The sequence below is a fragment of the Erysipelatoclostridium sp. MSK.23.31 genome (assembly GCF_019125875.1).
Lineage (GTDB): Bacteria > Bacillota_I > Bacilli_A > Erysipelotrichales > Coprobacillaceae > Thomasclavelia > Thomasclavelia ramosa.
The window spans coordinates 22,590-40,745 of record NZ_JAHOCB010000005.1; the positions used below are offsets into that span (position 1 = coordinate 22,590).

The window sequence follows — 18,156 nt, forward strand, 5'->3', positions numbered from 1 at the left end:
TAATCTTTTATTTCTATTAATTATCTAAAACCATATTGATTGTGTGGCACATATGGTTCTTCCAAATATGCTATCTCATCTGGAGTCAGGACGATATCTAGTGCTTGTAAAGCATCTTCTAAATAGTTAATTTTAGAGCTACCTACTAACGGCGATGTAATATATGGCTTACTTAAAACCCATGCTAAAGCAATTTGACTAGTTGGTTTTTGATATTTTTTAGCTAATTCATAAACTCTTTTAATGATTTCGCAATCATGAGCTAATTGATAATCATTTTGCAGTTTACCACAGCCATCTGTCCGCGGAGTATCAACCGCCTTATTAAAGACACCGTGAGCAAGTGGTGAAAATGGTGTAAGAGCAATATTTTCGTATTGACACATTGGAATCATTTCTTTTTCTTCTTCACGATACACTAAATTATACATATTCTGCATACTAATAAATTTTGCCCATCCATTCTTTTCTGCAATACTATTAGCTTTCACAAACTGCCAAGCATACATCGCACTAGCTCCAATATAACGAATTTTCCCCATTCTTACTAAATCATTCAACGCTTCCATTGTTTCTTCGATCGGAGTAGTATAATCCCAGCGATGAATAATATACAGATCGATATAATCCGTCTGTAATCTCTTTAGCGAATTTTCAACTTCTGTAAAAACAGCTTTGCGTGATAATCCTTTTGCATTAACACCATCAAACATTGGGTAATACAATTTAGTTGCAATTACAACATCTTCTCGATTAGCATAATCTTTTAATGCTTGTCCAAGAATTTCTTCGCTCGCACCAAGACTATAATAATTAGCTGTGTCAAAAAAGTTAATACCATGTTCTAGCGCATATTTAATAATTTCTCGAGCTTCTTTTTCTGCAGTTTTTCCAGGGATTCCCCCACGATCTAATTCACCAAATCCCATACATCCTAAACATATTTTAGAAACTTTTAATCCTGTTTTTCCTAAATTTACATATTCCATACTTTTCTCCTTAAATTAACTTTTATTTTTTGGTTTTAGTGGTCCATAAAAATATGCAGCAGTAGCCCCACCGTCAATTAAAAAATCTGCACCTGTAATAAATGCTCCTTGGGGTCCCATCAATAGTTCTGCTACATTTGCAACTTCATCAGCCGTTCCAGGCCGCCCAGCTGGACACTTTGCAAACATATTTTTATAAAAATCTCCTCTTGGACCATTAAATTCATCAATAGCCAATGGAGTTACAATAATTCCAGGTGAGATGGCATTTATCCGAGCACCCTTTTGTCCCCATTTAATTGCCTCAGCCATTACTCTTTTTTCATTACAGCGTTTAGCAAGCTGATACGCATGAAGTGTATCTTGAATATTATGTGGCTGCAGTACTTCTAAGTCCAATAATTTATTCGTTTCTGTAATAGCCAGCATTTCATCAATTTCAACTCCTAAAGCTGGCATTCGATGACCTGACTGACTTGAAATCGTCACCCCAACTCCACCGTCTTTTATTACTTTACCTATTTCTTCTAATAAAACTGCAGTTCCATATAAATCAACTTTTAAAATTGTTTCAATCGATGCTTGACTAGGTGAAACTCCTGCTCCATTAACAAGCATACTAATTTCCCCATAATTTTGAGCAACCTTAATCATCTTTAAAATAGACTTTCTAGATGATAAGTCCATTTTAACTGGTATTACATCAAAGCCAGCATCATTCATTATCTTTGTAATCCTATTAGCATTATCAATATTTTTATCACCAATAATAATTTTTTTACCATATCCAAGTCTTCTTGCAATAGCCATACTAATCTGACCAGCACCGGTTACGATCATAACTTCCTTATTCACTTTTCCTACCTCCTCATTATTTGTATGGAATCCCATATACTTTTTAAATTATTTTATTACTTCATTAATACAACGTAAAGCATTTAAACTTCTTGGATATCCAAGAAAAGGAATTCCTCTAGAAATCACCTTTATTAAAAAAGCTCTATCGTTCCCTAATCTAATATTTGCTTCAATATGTGATACCAACTGTGGCTCACACCCTCCTTGTGCTGCTAAAAAGCAAAATGTAATCATTTCACGCTGTTTGTAATCTAAGCCTTTTCTAGTATAATAATCTCCAAAACAATTATCTGTTAACCAATAATTGATGTGTTTTATATCTGCTGTTCCACTTTTATAAAATTCACACATATCCTGACCAAAAATATCAACCTGTGCTTGTATTCCTTTTTCTAAACGATTGCTTTGATTAGTCGTAGATTGTCCTTGTAAAGGTAAAGTAATACCATTTTTAGTACAAAAATCGTTAACTACGTGTAAAAAAGGAAATACTCTCCCAATCCCTAAATAAGCTGTTGCTTGATAAATAATTTCTTTCATTTCAATTGGTGTTACACCAAAATTATACGCAGCAGTCAGCATCGCTTTAAATTCATCAATACCTTGGCAGCCTAGAAGCATTGCTAAAATTGCAATCATACTTGTTTTATCATCTAAATCATTTTGATTAACTACTTCGTCAAATGCGAAATTATCAAATAATTCAATAAATTCTGGATCTGTTTTTAATAATTTTGACTCATAGCCTGGAAACATTCGTTCATGATAGTTTTGAGCATTTTTAGTTATTGCCATATTTCAATTCTCCTTTAACCACTTAAATATTTTTTCGTCACTGTCAAATACTTGACTACCAAAAATATCCAATCCCTGATGAATTATTGCATTAGGACAAATTTTATTTAAATCACTAATACTTTTACCTAACCCACTTCCTTCATGAGTACAAAATGGATATATGTGTTTATTGGTGAAATCGTAACTTTCTAAAAAAGTCCAAAGACACATCGGCATCGTTGAACACCAATTTGGATAGCCAAGATAAATATTTTCATATTCCTCAAAATGACTAATAATATTTATTATTTTTGGTCTTGCATTAGTCTCTAATTCATCTTTAGCTAATTTTGTACACTCATCATATTTAGACGGATATTCATGAAGAGGATGAATTTCAAATAATTCTGCTCCTATTATGGCTTGAACTTTTTTAGCAATCACTTCCGTATTCCCTATTTTTAAATCTTTAATAGCACCTGCTACATAATTTTCTTTCCGATGCGAAAAGTATACAATCAAACTTTTTTTCATCTTACTCACCCTTTCTTTTACAGTTATATTTTAAAATATTAATAAAACTATAACAATTTTAATTGCTAATCATTCTCATAAGTAAAACTTATATGAAAAAAGAACTCCAAAGAGTTCTAAAAATATAATAAGCCATATTTAATCATTATTTAATAAATTACGTAGTAATTCAGCAAATTCTTCAATATAATAATTAGTCTTTTCCTTATGCCAAAAGGCACAATAATTACGTTGTAATGGCTTGTGATGGTGATAAAGTGGAATTCGTGTAATTCCAGTCGCAGGTGGTGGTAATGTTCCAACTGCTTCAATTGGCATAAATCCTCGATTACTTACAACCATTAAACGTCCCTCTTCTAAAGTATCAGCAAATAAAAATTGATTAGCAAAACCAAGTGTATTTTGATAAAAATCTTTTTCAACCTCTTGTTGTTCTTTAGTTGAAATTAAAATACAGGTATTTCTCTTTAAATCAGTAATTGTTAGAATATCCCGCTGACTTAATGGATGCCGACTTGAAATCTCAATATAACAATCACTATACAATAACTCATAATTGTAATAATCATCATTAAATGCTCGTCGTTGATCACTGATTACCAAATCAACTTGTCCAGAGCGTAAAAGATCATATAACTCCTCATGAGTTCCATTAACAATTGATAGTGATACCTCGGAATATGTTTTGCTAAATTTAGCGATTGCATGATGTAATTCTTGAGCTCCATAACATCTTAAATATCCTATCTTTAAAGATAACTCCTGATCTTGTCCGCGACGTACAGTTTCTCTCTTTAAATTATCTATTTCGCTTACCAGCTCCACTCCATGACGATAAAAATACTCACCAGCAGGAGTCAAGGTAAATTGTCGATTATTACGTTTGATCAAATCAACACCTAATTCCTGCTCTAATGCTTTAATTTGTTGGGAAATTGCAGATTGAGATATATAACATTGTTCAGCTGCTTCTGTAAAACTATTACACTCGACTACACTAATAAAATATTTCATTTGTTTCAACAACATATATTATCCTCCCAAAAAACTTGTATAAAAATTATATCATATTTTTTACAATTAAAGCTAGCTTAAGCTTTCGCCATTACTTTTAATTACTTTTTGATACCAATAAAATGACTCTTTGCAGCTTCTTTTTAATGTTCCTTTACCATTATCATCCATATCAACATAAATAAAACCATATCGTTTTTTCATTTCTCCAGTTCCCGCTGAAACTAAATCAATACATCCCCATGGTGTATACCCAATTAATTCTACTCCATCTTCATCTACAGCTTTTTTCATTTCAATAATATGTTCTCTTAAATAATCAATGCGATATTCATCATGGATTTTTCCATCTTCAGCAATTTGATCATTTGCACCTAAACCATTTTCAACGATAAATAATGGTTTTTGATAACGATCCCATAATAAATTTAAGGAAATTCTTAATCCTATAGGGTCAATTGGCCATTTCCACTCACTTTCTTTTAAGTAAGGATTTGCTGCCATTTTAATACCATTGCCTAATGTCATTTCGGCATCCTTGCGAGTTGTTACTACTCCAGAATTATAATAGCTAAAACCAATATAATCAACACAACCATTTTTTAAAAGGTTATCATCATCTTCTAAACTGTTAATCGTTATCCCTTGCTGTTTTAAAGAATTTACAATATAAGAAGGATAATATCCTCGACATTGAACATCACTGTAAAAATATTTTAATTTACGCGAAACATCTAATTCTAAAGCAACATCTCTAGGATTGCAAGTTTTACTATATGTAAGAATATTTGCCAACATCATCCCAATTTGATTATTTGAATCTATTTTATGTCCTAAAATAACTGCTTTTGCACTAGCAACGAAAATATGATGTAAGGCTTGATAGTAGCGAGCGGGGGTCATTTCATGTACTCCCAATGTATCATATCCCCTTAACAAATTAATTTCATTAAAAGTCATCCAATATTTTACTTTGCCCCGATAATATTTAAAAACAGTTTTGCAATATTGTATAAAATATTCAACAGTTTGCCGATTTAACCAGCCATTTTGATGATCAGCCAAATAAATTGGCATATCAAAATGATTAAGAGTAACAATTGGTTCTATTCCATATTTCAAACACTCGTCAAAAATATGATCATAGAAATCTAGACCTGCTTGATTAGGTGAGCTTTCATTTCCCCTAGGATAAATACGTGTCCATGATATTGACATTCTAAAACACTTAAAACCCATTTGAGCAAGTAAAGCAATATCATCTTCATAACGATGATAAAAATCCACTGCTCTATGACTTGGATAATACATTTTCTCATCAATAACACTTTGATAAGCTTGGGGAATTTTTTCACTACCATGTAAATAAACAATCTTACCATTAGAATCTAAAAAACTATGTTTTCGTTTTTTATTCATTGACCCATTTGTTTTAGTATCCGATGTCGCAAGACCACGTCCTCCTAAATTATAGCCACCTTCAAACTGGTTAGCAGCAGTAGCTCCACCCCATAAAAAATTATTTTTAAACATTTTTTATCCTCTTTTCTTAAAATTTTATATCTTCTAAAAACAAATCATTATACAATAATATTGAAAGGATGATTTTATGATTCAAACGAAACAAGAATTAATCAATCTACTTCCCACTATTTATCAAAATTTAAATACTCCACTATTTTTAATTTCTCCTGATTTAAAGATCATTGCTTCTCCAAAAAAATTTTTAAAATTAGAAATAAATTATTTTCAACAAATTTTCAATTTTACAATTATGAAACAGCATGAAATATATATTCACTTTCATCAAAATGCCACATATTTCTTTTTTTGTACTAAGCTAGATGAAATTCCTTATATTTGTGTAGGACCTATTTTTAATCGAAAAATAACAACCCAAGATTCACCTGCTGAGTACGAGTTATTTCAACATGTAATCTCATCGTATACGCTAGATGATTTCTTTAATCTCCCCAGCATTACTGTAGAAACAAAAAATCATTTTATTTTTATTTATCAAATAATTACTGGTAAAATTCTTGATTCTAAATTACTAAAAATTACTTTTAAAGGTTCTAAGGATAATCCTTTAAAACAAGAAAATTCTCTTGAAAAAGAAATCTTTCAAATTCGCGAAACACCTTTGCATGAATTTAGTTATACTTATGAACAAAAAATTCTAAATTATATTCAAAATGAGGATAGTACCAGTGCTAGAATCTTAATGATTGAACTGCTTCAAATCAAAGATGAACGTCATTTATCTAAAAATCAGCTTCAGTCAGCTAAATATAAAGTTGTTGCAGCTATCGCGGTATTTACTCGTGGAGTAATCAGTATCGGTGTTCCTGTCGATAAAGCTTATTCGTTAAGTGATGTGTATATTGTTAAAGTCGACCAGTCTAATACTATTAATCAACTTCACAAACTTATTTCTGACGCAATCATTGATTTTACACAATTAGTTAAACGTTATCGAAATATTCAAAATCCCTATTGGGTAAAAATTTGCAAAAACTATATTTCTCATAATTTACATAAGAATATTACTTTATTAGATTTAGCCAAGGTAACAGAGATGAATACTACTTACTTATCAACCCAATTCAAAAAAACAACCGGTCAATCAATTAAACAATACATTAATCATAAAAAAATCCAAGAAGCTCAATTTTTAATTAAAAACTCTCAATACTCTTTAGCTCAAATTGCTGATATTTTACAATTCTCAAGTCAAAGTCACTTTAATAAAGTTTTTAAACAAATTGTTGGAAAAAGCCCTATTCAATATAAAAATAGTTAAACGATGAAAGTTTATCTCTCATCGTTTTTTCTTAAATAGTGAAGATAAGCGCCTACCATATTAGCATCATTACAGTACTTGAACTTAACGATCTCTGGCTGAGGAAATGGAATAGGCAATGATTGATAAAATCGTTTTACTGCCGTCTTAATTCCATCAATAAAAATTTGATTTTCACTAACTCCACCCCCTATACAAATGCGTTGTGGATCTAGGATACATTGAATATTATGAAGCTGCCAAATCACATCATCACAATAGTCATCAAAAAGCTCACAGCTAATCAAATCACCTGTTTTGATCCAATCAAAGATCAATCTGCCATCATCCGTTTTAACACCTTTAGCAGCTGCTATTTTATCAATTAGGTTTTTAATACTACCCAATGCTCCAAAAAGATGATGATTAGTTACGTCACTGATTCTATGTGCAAAAATCATACTAACTTCGCCGCTAATCAAATGACTTCCTTTAAAAATATCACCATTAATAATAATTCCACCACCTACCCCAGTTCCAAAAGTAAGTACTAAACCATTTTGAATGCCTTGCATATTTCCTTGTTCAAGTTCTGCAATGGCTGCACACCGAGCATCGTTTTCAGCCTGAATAGGCAAATTAAAATAATTTTCCCATTCTTTCAAATCACAGTGATCGTTATATCTTAGACTCCCACCCGCATAAATATACTGCCGATAAACATCGATGACCCCTGGCAACGAAAAGGCAATTCCTTCAATATTGCTCATTTTATCTAAAACTGCTTTAATTGCTTTTAAGAAACTTTCTTGACTATCTTGAGGAGTTGGTATTTTGCCAGCTTGCGTTATTTTACCATCAATCATCAGGCAATGTTTAATAAATGTACCACCGACATCAAAAACTGCTATATTCATAAATCTTCTCCATCAGTAGCAATAACTTTCTTATACCAGGCAAATGATTTTTTCTTACTACGTTTTAATGTTCCATTTCCCTGATCATCACGATCAACATAGATAAAACCATAACGTTTTTTCATTTCTCCAGTCCCTGCAGAGACAAGATCAATACATCCCCAGGGTGTATAGCCAATTACGTCAACACCATCTTCAAGAATAGCACTTTTCATTTCTTTAATATGTTCTTTTAAATAAGTAATCCGATAATCATCTTCAACATAGCCATTCTCATCCACCTGGTCATCATATCCGAGGCCATTTTCAACAATAAATAACGGGATTTCATAACGCTCATAAAATCGATTTAAGATATATCGTAATCCTTTGGCATCAATTTGCCAGCCCCATTCACTAGTCGGTAAATATGGATTTTTAACCCCGGAAACTATATTTCCAGCTGTTGTTTCAACATTAGTATCCGTTGATGCAGCCGATGAAGAATAATATGAAAATCCAACAAAGTCAACACAACCTTCTTTCAAACTTTTTAAATCATCCGGCTTTACTTCAATTTTTAAATCTATTTTTTGTATTAGTTTTTTTACATAATTAGGATAATGTCCACGAACTTGTATATCGCTAAACGCAAATGTTCCATAACGCATTTTTTCTTCAGCTAATAGCACATCTTCAGGTTTTGCTGTAAGAGGATACTTGATCAAAGTTAATACCATGCATCCAATCATATTTTTTGAATCAATTTGATGTCCCAATTTAACAGCTTTCGCACTAGCAACAAACTGGTGATGTGCAGCCTGAAAACTTCGTTGTTTAAAATCTGCTTGTTCACGGCCAATAATTCCTGCGACTTCCGGCATAAAAATAACTGAATTAATTTCATTAAAAGTCATCCAATATTTAACTTTACCACTATATCGTTTATAAATTACTTCACAAAAATTCAAATAAAAATCAATTAACTTACGATTAGCCCAGCCACCATATTGCTTAGCTAAATATAACGGCATTTCATAATGAGAAATAGTTACAACCGGCTCCATTCCTCGTTTAATCATCTCATCAAATAAATCATCATAATATTTTAAACCTAATTCATTAGGAAGCTTTTCATCACCATTAGGGAAAATACGGCTCCAAGCGATTGAGGTCCTAAAACATTTGAAACCCATTTCTTCAAATAAAGCTAAGTCTTCTTTATATTTATGGTAAAAATCTATCCCCTCATGATTAGGATAATAAATTCCTTTTTTAATCCCATCTGTAAACTGTCGTGAAACATCTTTGCTGGCACTAGTCGCAATATCCATTAAAGATAACCCCTTACCATCGGCATCATATGCTCCTTCAGCCTGATTTGCAGCAATTGCACCTCCCCATAAAAAATCTTTACTTAACTTACTCAATTTTTCCACCAACTTTCGCTAATTGCTCTTCTTCGTAGGCTTTCTTATCAGCAATTCTAAAAAATGGATAATACATTAAAGTATTTACTACCAATAAAATTAGTACCATGATCAATAATGAAATTCCTCCTGCTAAAAATGCTTTTACAAAAAATGGAGTTGTCCATGGTAATAATGACATAGCCGGATTGTATGTAAATGTAAAAATTTGGGTTGCAAACAAACCAATAAAGCCCATTACAACATTACAGAAAACCATTGGAATAAAGAAAACAGGATTCAACATTACTGGCATTCCAAAAATCAATGGTTCATTGATATTAAAAAAATTAGGAATAAAAGCTAATTTTAGCATCTTCTTATATCTCTCACTTCTCGCTGTAAACATCGATAAACATAATCCAAGTGTATTACCATTACCGCCAAAAGATGCAAACAGTGAAACTAAAGTGATTGTTAAATAAGTTAATGGTTTTCCTGCTTGAGCATCAGCAATATTTGTCATAATTAGTGTCATTTGTAATGGTACAAATGCACTATATACCGTATTTGGATGAATTCCAAAGAACCATAATAAATTAGCAACAAAATATAATAAGAAGATTGTCGGTAATGATAATCCAATTTTAATAATGAAGGCTCCAATTGTTTGATCGAAAAAACTTAAGAAATTTCCAAATGGAGTATAACCAAAACCAACTCGAACTACGAAAGCAAAAGTAACTATGATCATTGATATAAAAATTGGTTCAAAAGATTCACTAACCATTGGTGGAACCCCTTCTGGCATTTTAAATTTTAATCCTTTACCAGCTAAATAATGAAACAAATGTCCTACGATAATAGCAAAAATCAAAGCCACTAAAATCCCTGTACCGCTTAAATAGGTTATATCAAAAGCTGTTATATCCCCTTCAACTCCAGCTACTGTTTGAGGAATTATAATCAGGAAACTTAATAATGATAAAATTCCACAAGATAAAGCATTATCGCCTTTTCTTTTGGCAAAAGAATGAGCAACTGTAAATGAAACATATAAAGCTAAAATATTTAAACTAGCATTTGAAATAGCATCAAAATGTACTTTAAGACCAACGTTTGTTAACCAATCCGAATAACCAGTAAAGGGTAAATTCCCCAAAATAACAAATATACATACTCCAAAAGTGACAGGCCCAGTTCTCATAAACCCCTCTGCTACAGACTGAATTGTATCATTCTCACTCATCTTCTTAGCGATTGGTCCAATAAATCTATTCAATAATTTCTCTAACTTTTCCATATATTCTCCTTATTTTTTTTGAAATACGTATTTCATTCTATCGACAATTATCATTATAGAGATTAAAAAATATTGATTTAATAAATATTTTTGTTTTTTTATATTTTTTATCACTTGATTATTATACTTTTCAATAAATACAAAAATAAAAGAGTTTCTTGTTAAGGAAACTCTTTTAAATCCTATTCACTTCTTAAAGCTGTTACAGGATCTTCTAATGCTGCTTTCTTAGACGGAATCAAACCACCTAGCAAAGTCAACAAGACGCTTAATACAATTAGAATAATTGCTCCCATGATTGGTAATGTTGCACTAACACTAGTATTACCAGCTATTTCATGAATTAATGCATTCCCCGGAATAAGTAGAATCAAAGTTATCCCTATTCCTAATACTCCAGCTAGTAATCCAATAATAAAAGTTTCTGCATTAAAGACTTGTGAAATATTTTTCTTAGAAGCACCAATCGCTCTTAAAATTCCAATTTCTTTTTTTCGCTCTAGAACACTAATATAAGTGATAACTCCTATCATAATAGAAGATACTACTAATGAAATAGCGACAAAAGCAATTAATACATAACTAATCACATTTATAATATCAGTAACTGAAGACATTAATGTCCCAACATAATCAGTATATGAAATTACTTTATCCTCATCAATCTTTTTAATATTTTCATTATAACTATCTAAAATATTGATTACTTCCTGTTTCGTTTCAAAATCCTTAGGATAAATATTTATTGCACTAGGCTTATCAAAATCAGCATATCCTAGATTTTTAAGATTCCCCTCATATGAAGACTCAGTGGTCATTAATGACATCATTAATTCTGAGAGCTCTTCTTCATTCATATTCATTTTTATCGCTTGGGCAAAAACACTTGTATCAATCTTTATCGCATCTTGCATACTATTAGCAAGATTTCCCATTTGCTCAGTTATTTGTGTACTTATTTGTTGTTGTAATGATTTAGTGATCGTTTCGGTATATTGAGTCATTACTGTTTGCATTTGCCTTTCCAACTGAGCTTGAAACTGTTCAGTTGCCCCACTTGACTGGAGAAGTTTGATCATCTCATCCTGCATTAATTTTTGAGCCTGATCAGTTTGTAAAAATGCCATAAAGTATTCATTCATTTTAGTTGGATCGATTAATCCATTATCTTTTAAATATTGTTGAAACTGTGTCATAACTGCCTGCGTAAAACTCTCAATATTCTCTTTAGGAATATCGACTTTCATATTAGCAAAAATGTTATCCATATTAATACTCGGTAAAGAAGCTGAATCCAGTTTAATCTGACTTAAATCTAAATCTCCCATATCAAAAGAAAGTTTATTTTGATCAAATGAAAAAGCTTTCTTCATCATCTCTCCATCGACAGTAAATAAAGAGTTCATATCTAATTGATTGCTATTTTTATCACTGAATTCTTTTCCTGTAAAAACATCAATATTAGGATTACTTATTTGTTTATTAACAATCTCACTTGAAGCTGCCTGCTCAATTACATGATTAGTTAACGCTGCAGGATATCCAATTCCAGATTGTAACATCGTTGCGCTGGCAGAATCTTTAGGCTGTACAATTCCAACGATTTTAATATTCTCGCCATTTTGAATCAGATTTTTCATATAATTTTCATCATCAGTTTTATCTTTATAAACATTATATTTACTATCATATTGATAATAATCTGAGGCATTAACAAGTTTAAACTCTGTTCCTAAAATATCTTTATAAGAATATGACTTAATATCTGTAGGCACATTAACGGTTTCTTCTTTTGAAAACTGTTCAATCATTTTATCAAGTTCTGAATAATCACGTAAGCCTAAAGTATAAAGCATAAAATCGTTAATATTTCCATTTTTAGTTAACACTAGAACACATTCATTATAATTCTTTGGCCAATTTCCAGCTTTAATATCATATTGATCTTCATAAAGGCTTGTATTACTTGGCATTTGATAAAATACATCCGTACTCATCATCGAAGACATTAGGCTATTTGAATTGGCTGATGAGCCTAGTCCTAATGATGAAAATGACTTATCAGGATTTACTTGACGAATTAAATCAGTATTAGTACTGTAAATTTGTGGCGCAACATTATAAGTATATTCAATTGAATTAGTATTCTCTTTGATATTACTTTTTCCACTATCAAGATACTTCTTTAATGAAGTCAAATCATTAGAACCTATTTTCGAGAACATATTTGTAATCATTTGTGATACATGTATTTTAGTATCATCTTTTTCCTCATTATTCTGATTAGGCTGTGTATCAGTCATCATTGACGTTATATCAAAACCTGTACTTTGAATCTGTAATGGATACTCTGAAAGAGTTTCTTCTTCAATTGACTGTATATATTGATTAACCCCATTTGAAAGTGAAAGAATTAAGGCAATTCCAATAATTCCAATTGAACCTGCAAATGAAGTTAAAATCGTTCGTGCCTTTTTTGTACGAAGATTGTTAAAACTTAACAACAGTGATGTTAAAAAAGACATTGATGATTTCCCCATATTTTCATGTCTTGGAACTTCTAGTTTATCTGAACTAACTTCATAAGGATTAGAATCACTGCGAATGATTCCATCTCGTAATTCTACAATTCTAGTTGCATAAGCTTCGGCTAGTTCAGGATTATGAGTAACCATAACTACCAAACGATCCCGGGCAACTTCTTTGAGTAATTCCATTACTTGAACACTGGTTTCACTATCAAGCGCCCCTGTTGGTTCATCTGCTAAAAGTATATCCGGATCATTTACTAATGCTCGAGCAATCGCGACTCGCTGCATTTGTCCCCCAGACATCTGATTAGGTCGTTTATGAAGATGTTCTCCGAGTCCAACTTCCTTTAAAGCATCAATTGCTCGTTTACGTCGCTCATTCTTGGAAATTCCTGAAATTGTTAATGCTAATTCAACATTAGCTAAAACTGTTTGATGGGGAATTAGGTTATAACTTTGAAAAACAAAGCCAATTGTATGATTACGATATGAATCCCAATCACGATCTTTATATCGCTTTGTTGAAATACCATTAATAATTAAATCTCCACTGTCATAACGATCTAAACCGCCAATTATATTTAAAAGTGTTGTTTTTCCAGAACCACTAGGTCCAAGAATTGCAACAAATTCATTATCACGAAGATTTAACGAAATACCATTTAATGCTATTTGATGTAAATCTCCAGTAATATATTCCTTAGTTATCTTCTGTATTTGAAGCATATGATTTTCTCCTTTTTCAATAATAAGTAAATTCTACTCCTCTTAAATAAACTGAAGATTAACAAAAATATTTTCAATAAAAAGTTTATATCAACATAATTACTAAAGTTAATTAAAAGAAAAAAGAATCCAAATAAATTAATCCTAAATCATTAATACTATATATTTCTATAATTATACCACTTAGAGTCGTTATAAAGTTAAAGAAATAATATTTTTTCTTTAACATATATTAAAAATACTATTGTCATTCCAATTTAATTTATTTTATAAAAAAAGATCATATCTTAATGATATAATCTTTATTGATAATATTTTTGATAATAACGAATCCGCAAAATATCAAAAATCATCATAATTTGATAATTAAATTGCAAACCATCAAATTTACCAAGAACATGCGCAAAATAATCAGCACAAACATTCTCATAATCACGATATGCCAGATTTTGTGTAATTAGAACCAAATAAGCATCACAAATATTTTGTGGCTTTAATTTTTTTACATTTCTTTCCATCATTCTACCAGTTGCTGTAATAAAGAAGACAACATCGTCATCACTAAACTCAAAATTCAAATCAAAATGATGATACTCAACAACTTCTTTTCCCAATGAAATTAAATCTGTCTGGAAATCAACTGCTACACTACTTGGATATAGCGCTCCAAGAATAACAATTCTCTGCTTATTAAAAATCAATTCACAAAGTTCATCAATCCACTGTATAAATTCTTCCTTAGAATAATCAGTATTTACATGCTCAAGGAAATCATTTATATCAGTGTTTAACATCCGCGCATGAATTTGTTCAAGACGTCCCTGATGATCGGCTAAAAGACGTTCTTTAAATTCATCAAAACTATGTATTCCAAAATGTTGACAAAAGTCCAAGAGTTCTTCTTGACTGCATTTTGCTGCATCAATAAATGATACCATAGTATGATTTTCTATCAATGTATAATTTTTAATTATAAAATTACCAATCCTATACATATGATCATCATCTAAACACCCATTTAAATATTTTAAAATCCGTGAAATCATTAATTCCATTATTATTCCTACCTCCTTTTATCAAACATTAAATAATCCATTACCTATATTATATAATAATTAAGTTAAAAATTAAATTAATACATCTTTTCTAACTAATTTTTTTGCCTTTATAGCCTATCTTCTTAACCATGCCATCATTGCTCAATTGATAATCTAAACGATTAATAATTAATAACAAATACGACTTTAATATTAAAGAAACTCACTATAATATACAGTGAGTCATAAATATTCAAAATTTAGTCTTTATAAAAATACTTCCTGCACACGAGAAACAATATTATTACAATTATATTGTGCAAAATCAACAGGATTCATTATTAAAAAACGTTTGTGATACTTCGCTGCCATACTTTTAGTATAGTGTTGAACTTGTGGTGCCATCAACACTAAATCATATTCTTTCGATAGCGTATCATCATCATAGATACTAGTGGCTGAAAAATGGTATGGTAAATGATTATTATTACTAAAATCTTGTAACATTTGAGCAAACATTGCTGTTGTTAACCCACTAGAACAACACAGTAAAATATTTCGTTCACCATCATCTTCACTCACTTCATACTCTTTCTGGCAAACACAAAACATTCTTCGCTTAAAACTTTTAATTAATTCTTTAATCTGATTACGATCTTCCATCTCATAATGAAGATAAAAAATTTGTTCATTATTTGTACGATCAGTGATGATTTCTTCTACAACCGAATTATTCCATACGACAATTTGTCCAAAAAGATTATCTTTAAGATAATTATATGTCTCTTTTTGATCATCCTCTTTGATACAAAATTCAGTTCCCGGCTGTTCTTCGTGTAAAGTGGATAGCCATGCTTTAAATTCATCAGTATTAAAATTTCTTCTACAACATCCCATTTTTAGCCCTCCTATCTACTTATATCTATAAATAAATAATATCATCATCAAACTAAACTTTCAATTTAGTTAATTTAATTTCGAATCTTAAAAGTATTCCCAGCCCACTTAAGTACTAAAATACAAGCAATGACACAATAGCCAATACAAAATAGAATACAAACAATTCCAAAGGAAAGAATTGGTAACTCAAGTTTAGTAAAAGCATAACAAATAATATAGGTCAATGAAATAATTGTTGAATAAATAGGACTTTTTACTTCAGTATGCGCATTATATGGCTGCAATAAATAATATAAGATTAAATAGTGTGTTGAAAAAAATATGCTCATTGAAATTATTGAGATAAAAGATATAAATGCCAGAAATGCTTGATCAATTCCTCCACAAATAAATAAAATAGCCATATATCCTAATGCTAAAACAACTGCTGGCAATAAATTGATTTTAACTATTTCTCTTAAACGAATTTTAAATAATATTAAAATATTTTTAGGAATTCGATAAAAAGAATAAGTCAACATTGAATGATCGCAGTTTACAAACATTGCTTGTGTAATATTTTTAGCAGTATTTAATAAATACATAATAAAAACAAAAAAAGGTAAAATACTTGTCATAGCATTATTTGCATCTTTTTGAGTTTCAACATCATAAAATAAGATACCAATTATCACAACTATTATAAATGCAATCATATAAGTTTGTCGTTTAGCTGTTTTCCATAAAATTTTCTTATGTCTTTGCATAAATAATTCATTAAAATACTCAAAACCAGTTTTATTACTTTTAGTATCAGCTTCTAAAGTAATCATTTTATGATATGAATCATTAATAATATCTTGAGTATCTGTATTTAATAACGAATCGATATTTTTTAATAATTTATGACTAAGCTGATGATAATCATCATACTTTAATACATAACTCATCAAAATAACCGCTAATATACTAAGGATTATTAAAACAATCAGCATCATCTTAATCGGAATAATCAGATTAGAAAAAATAAGTGCATAACCCACTAATAAACATCCGATACTAAATCCAATTATTGCTGGTGAATTATTATTTTCACTTCGTACCTTTCGATTCCTTTTAAAATCTTTAAGATAAGCACTAACAGCCATTAGCTTTAAACCAATAATAAATAACGGTAATATATAACTTAACCAAAAAGGGTATTGTAATGTAAAAGATAAAATCATGAATGCTGTCATATATCCAACATAATGTCGGAACAGAGTATATAAGTATTGTGATAGTACAAACTCTCGTCCATCCATTTTCATTAAAATAACTGCATAATATTTATCTTTCGAGGGATCAAACATTCCTGTATTAAAAAATGCTCCGCCTAAACTTAGAAAAAATAATAATTGTAACATTGCACGAAAGTTAAATACATTCATAAAATTCAAAGGTATTATGAGCATAATTGCAAAATATATTATTTTTCCTAAAAAAACTGATATAATTTCCCAAATAGTATTTAAGATAGTAACAAATATTTTTAGACTTTGATTTTTATAAAGTGACATAGGTAACACTCTTCTAATAATTGGAATTTGTTTAAACATATAAATAATGCTATTAACACGATAAGTATTTTTCAAACGAAATGAAATTAGAAAGGTATCAAGCATGATCTTCATCCTTTAAAATCTTGATTATCTTTTCTTGAAAAGCATCATCATCCAGATCCTCTTTATTAATTAATGATAATTGTCCTTTATTAAGGATAACTATCTCGTCACATAAATCAACTGCCAACTCCATTATATGAGTTGAAAAAATAATAATATGCTCTTTTTTTATACTTTTTAAAAGCTTTTTCATCTCATCTGCAACAACAACATCTAATGATGTTAACGGCTCATCTAACAATAGAACATCAGGGTGTGCAATGAACTGAATCAACATCTGCATCTTATTTTTCATTCCGTGTGAAAAATCTTTTAATAAACGATCACGATCTTCTTCCAATAAATTAACCATATCAAAATATTGATCAATAGTTTTTAAATTTTTTATATTCTTAATATTGATCTCAATAAAAAACTTTAAAAATTCTCGTGCCGTTAGAAATTCCGGTACTGTTGGAGTTGATAAAACATAACCAATATCACTCATCGTTAATGGCTTACGGCCATTATCTTCAAGATAAAAATCGCCTTTATCTATTTCTAAATCTTGGTTCAAACAATTAAACAAAGTTGTTTTGCCAGCTCCATTACGACCTAATAAACCATAGATTTTTCCTTTCTCAAAGCAAAAACTGATATCTTCTAAAACTTTTTTATCTTCAAAATTCTTTTGTAGATGTTCAATAATTAGTTTCATAACTTCCCTCCCTATTTTTACTAAGTATATCATCGTTAAACTGTCATCACAATAATAAGC

The 18,156-nt window shown here is 30.3% G+C and carries 15 protein-coding genes; 1 reads left to right on the top strand and 14 read right to left on the bottom strand.

Annotated elements, in window-relative coordinates:
- Positions 1–20 precede the first annotated feature (20 nt).
- From KSU54_RS03835 to KSU54_RS03860, 6 genes are all read right to left on the bottom strand, one after another.
- On the bottom strand, positions 21–989 hold the full coding sequence (locus tag KSU54_RS03835) for an aldo/keto reductase (protein WP_003537531.1): 969 nt from the start codon (positions 987–989) through the stop codon (positions 21–23).
- A 15-nt stretch (positions 990–1,004) separates the two neighbouring features.
- A complete protein-coding gene (locus KSU54_RS03840) occupies positions 1,005–1,844 on the bottom strand; it encodes an SDR family oxidoreductase (protein ID WP_117791894.1) in 840 nt (279 codons plus the stop codon).
- A 48-nt stretch (positions 1,845–1,892) separates the two neighbouring features.
- Positions 1,893–2,642 carry a carboxymuconolactone decarboxylase family protein gene (locus tag KSU54_RS03845; RefSeq protein ID WP_003537529.1) on the bottom strand — a complete coding sequence of 250 codons (750 nt, stop codon included), beginning with the start codon at positions 2,640–2,642 and terminating at the stop codon, positions 1,893–1,895.
- 3 nt (positions 2,643–2,645) lie between these two features.
- Complete coding sequence (locus tag KSU54_RS03850) at positions 2,646–3,158, bottom strand: flavodoxin (RefSeq protein WP_117791895.1); 513 nt, start codon at positions 3,156–3,158, stop codon at positions 2,646–2,648.
- Positions 3,159–3,296: 138 nt separating this feature from the next.
- Positions 3,297–4,187, bottom strand: a complete 891-nt coding sequence (locus KSU54_RS03855) for a LysR family transcriptional regulator (RefSeq protein WP_003537527.1) — start codon at positions 4,185–4,187, stop codon at positions 3,297–3,299.
- A 57-nt stretch (positions 4,188–4,244) separates the two neighbouring features.
- On the bottom strand, positions 4,245–5,705 hold the full coding sequence (locus tag KSU54_RS03860; protein ID WP_003537526.1) for a glycoside hydrolase family 1 protein: 1,461 nt from the start codon (positions 5,703–5,705) through the stop codon (positions 4,245–4,247).
- Between the two features lie 76 nt (positions 5,706–5,781).
- Here KSU54_RS03860 and KSU54_RS03865 point away from each other — a divergent pair, with 76 nt between their 5' ends.
- Positions 5,782–6,975 (top strand): AraC family transcriptional regulator, encoded by a 1,194-nt coding sequence (locus KSU54_RS03865; RefSeq protein WP_003537525.1) that lies wholly within the window; start codon positions 5,782–5,784, stop codon positions 6,973–6,975.
- Positions 6,976–6,986: 11 nt separating this feature from the next.
- On the opposite strand, the gene KSU54_RS03870 is transcribed toward KSU54_RS03865, so the two are convergent.
- The 8 genes from KSU54_RS03870 to KSU54_RS03905 all read right to left on the bottom strand — a co-directional run bounded on the left by KSU54_RS03870 (position 6,987) and on the right by KSU54_RS03905 (position 18,096).
- Positions 6,987–7,871 carry an ROK family protein gene (locus KSU54_RS03870; RefSeq protein WP_117791896.1) on the bottom strand — a complete coding sequence of 295 codons (885 nt, stop codon included), beginning with the start codon at positions 7,869–7,871 and terminating at the stop codon, positions 6,987–6,989.
- Positions 7,868–9,280, bottom strand: coding sequence for a 6-phospho-beta-glucosidase (locus KSU54_RS03875; protein ID WP_008791544.1), 1,413 nt, complete (start codon positions 9,278–9,280; stop codon positions 7,868–7,870). Before KSU54_RS03875 ends, KSU54_RS03870 begins: the two co-directional genes overlap by 4 nt.
- Positions 9,273–10,562, bottom strand: coding sequence for a PTS sugar transporter subunit IIC (locus KSU54_RS03880; protein ID WP_117791897.1), 1,290 nt, complete (start codon positions 10,560–10,562; stop codon positions 9,273–9,275). Before KSU54_RS03880 ends, KSU54_RS03875 begins: the two co-directional genes overlap by 8 nt.
- Positions 10,563–10,744: 182 nt before the next feature.
- On the bottom strand, positions 10,745–13,819 hold the full coding sequence (locus KSU54_RS03885; protein ID WP_117791898.1) for an ABC transporter ATP-binding protein/permease: 3,075 nt from the start codon (positions 13,817–13,819) through the stop codon (positions 10,745–10,747).
- Between the two features lie 302 nt (positions 13,820–14,121).
- Positions 14,122–14,874 (bottom strand): MurR/RpiR family transcriptional regulator, encoded by a 753-nt coding sequence (locus KSU54_RS03890; protein WP_003537520.1) that lies wholly within the window; start codon positions 14,872–14,874, stop codon positions 14,122–14,124.
- Positions 14,875–15,123: 249 nt separating this feature from the next.
- Positions 15,124–15,753: a PTS sugar transporter subunit IIB gene (locus KSU54_RS03895; protein WP_009300206.1), complete on the bottom strand. Its 630-nt coding sequence runs from the start codon at positions 15,751–15,753 to the stop codon at positions 15,124–15,126.
- A 74-nt stretch (positions 15,754–15,827) separates the two neighbouring features.
- Positions 15,828–17,399, bottom strand: coding sequence for a hypothetical protein (locus KSU54_RS03900; RefSeq protein ID WP_009300204.1), 1,572 nt, complete (start codon positions 17,397–17,399; stop codon positions 15,828–15,830).
- Positions 17,392–18,096 (bottom strand): ABC transporter ATP-binding protein, encoded by a 705-nt coding sequence (locus KSU54_RS03905; protein WP_008791541.1) that lies wholly within the window; start codon positions 18,094–18,096, stop codon positions 17,392–17,394. The genes KSU54_RS03900 and KSU54_RS03905 overlap by 8 nt, the downstream gene beginning before the upstream one ends.
- Positions 18,097–18,156: the final 60 nt, after the last annotated feature.

What these genes read in the sequence shown, in the direction of transcription:
- KSU54_RS03835 (WP_003537531.1), bottom strand. Translation starts at nt 989, where the DNA reads ATGGAATATGTAAATTTAGGAAAAACAGGATTAAAAGTTTCTAAAATA.
- KSU54_RS03880 (WP_117791897.1), bottom strand. Translation starts at nt 10,562, where the DNA reads ATGGAAAAGTTAGAGAAATTATTGAATAGATTTATTGGACCAATCGCT.
- KSU54_RS03855 (WP_003537527.1), bottom strand. Translation starts at nt 4,187, where the DNA reads ATGTTGTTGAAACAAATGAAATATTTTATTAGTGTAGTCGAGTGTAAT.
- KSU54_RS03865 (WP_003537525.1), top strand. Translation starts at nt 5,782, where the DNA reads ATGATTCAAACGAAACAAGAATTAATCAATCTACTTCCCACTATTTAT.
- KSU54_RS03895 (WP_009300206.1), bottom strand. Translation starts at nt 15,753, where the DNA reads ATGGGATGTTGTAGAAGAAATTTTAATACTGATGAATTTAAAGCATGG.
- KSU54_RS03845 (WP_003537529.1), bottom strand. Translation starts at nt 2,642, where the DNA reads ATGGCAATAACTAAAAATGCTCAAAACTATCATGAACGAATGTTTCCA.
- KSU54_RS03850 (WP_117791895.1), bottom strand. Translation starts at nt 3,158, where the DNA reads ATGAAAAAAAGTTTGATTGTATACTTTTCGCATCGGAAAGAAAATTAT.
- KSU54_RS03885 (WP_117791898.1), bottom strand. Translation starts at nt 13,819, where the DNA reads ATGCTTCAAATACAGAAGATAACTAAGGAATATATTACTGGAGATTTA.
- KSU54_RS03890 (WP_003537520.1), bottom strand. Translation starts at nt 14,874, where the DNA reads ATGGAATTAATGATTTCACGGATTTTAAAATATTTAAATGGGTGTTTA.
- KSU54_RS03860 (WP_003537526.1), bottom strand. Translation starts at nt 5,705, where the DNA reads ATGTTTAAAAATAATTTTTTATGGGGTGGAGCTACTGCTGCTAACCAG.
- KSU54_RS03900 (WP_009300204.1), bottom strand. Translation starts at nt 17,399, where the DNA reads ATGCTTGATACCTTTCTAATTTCATTTCGTTTGAAAAATACTTATCGT.
- KSU54_RS03870 (WP_117791896.1), bottom strand. Translation starts at nt 7,871, where the DNA reads ATGAATATAGCAGTTTTTGATGTCGGTGGTACATTTATTAAACATTGC.
- KSU54_RS03905 (WP_008791541.1), bottom strand. Translation starts at nt 18,096, where the DNA reads ATGAAACTAATTATTGAACATCTACAAAAGAATTTTGAAGATAAAAAA.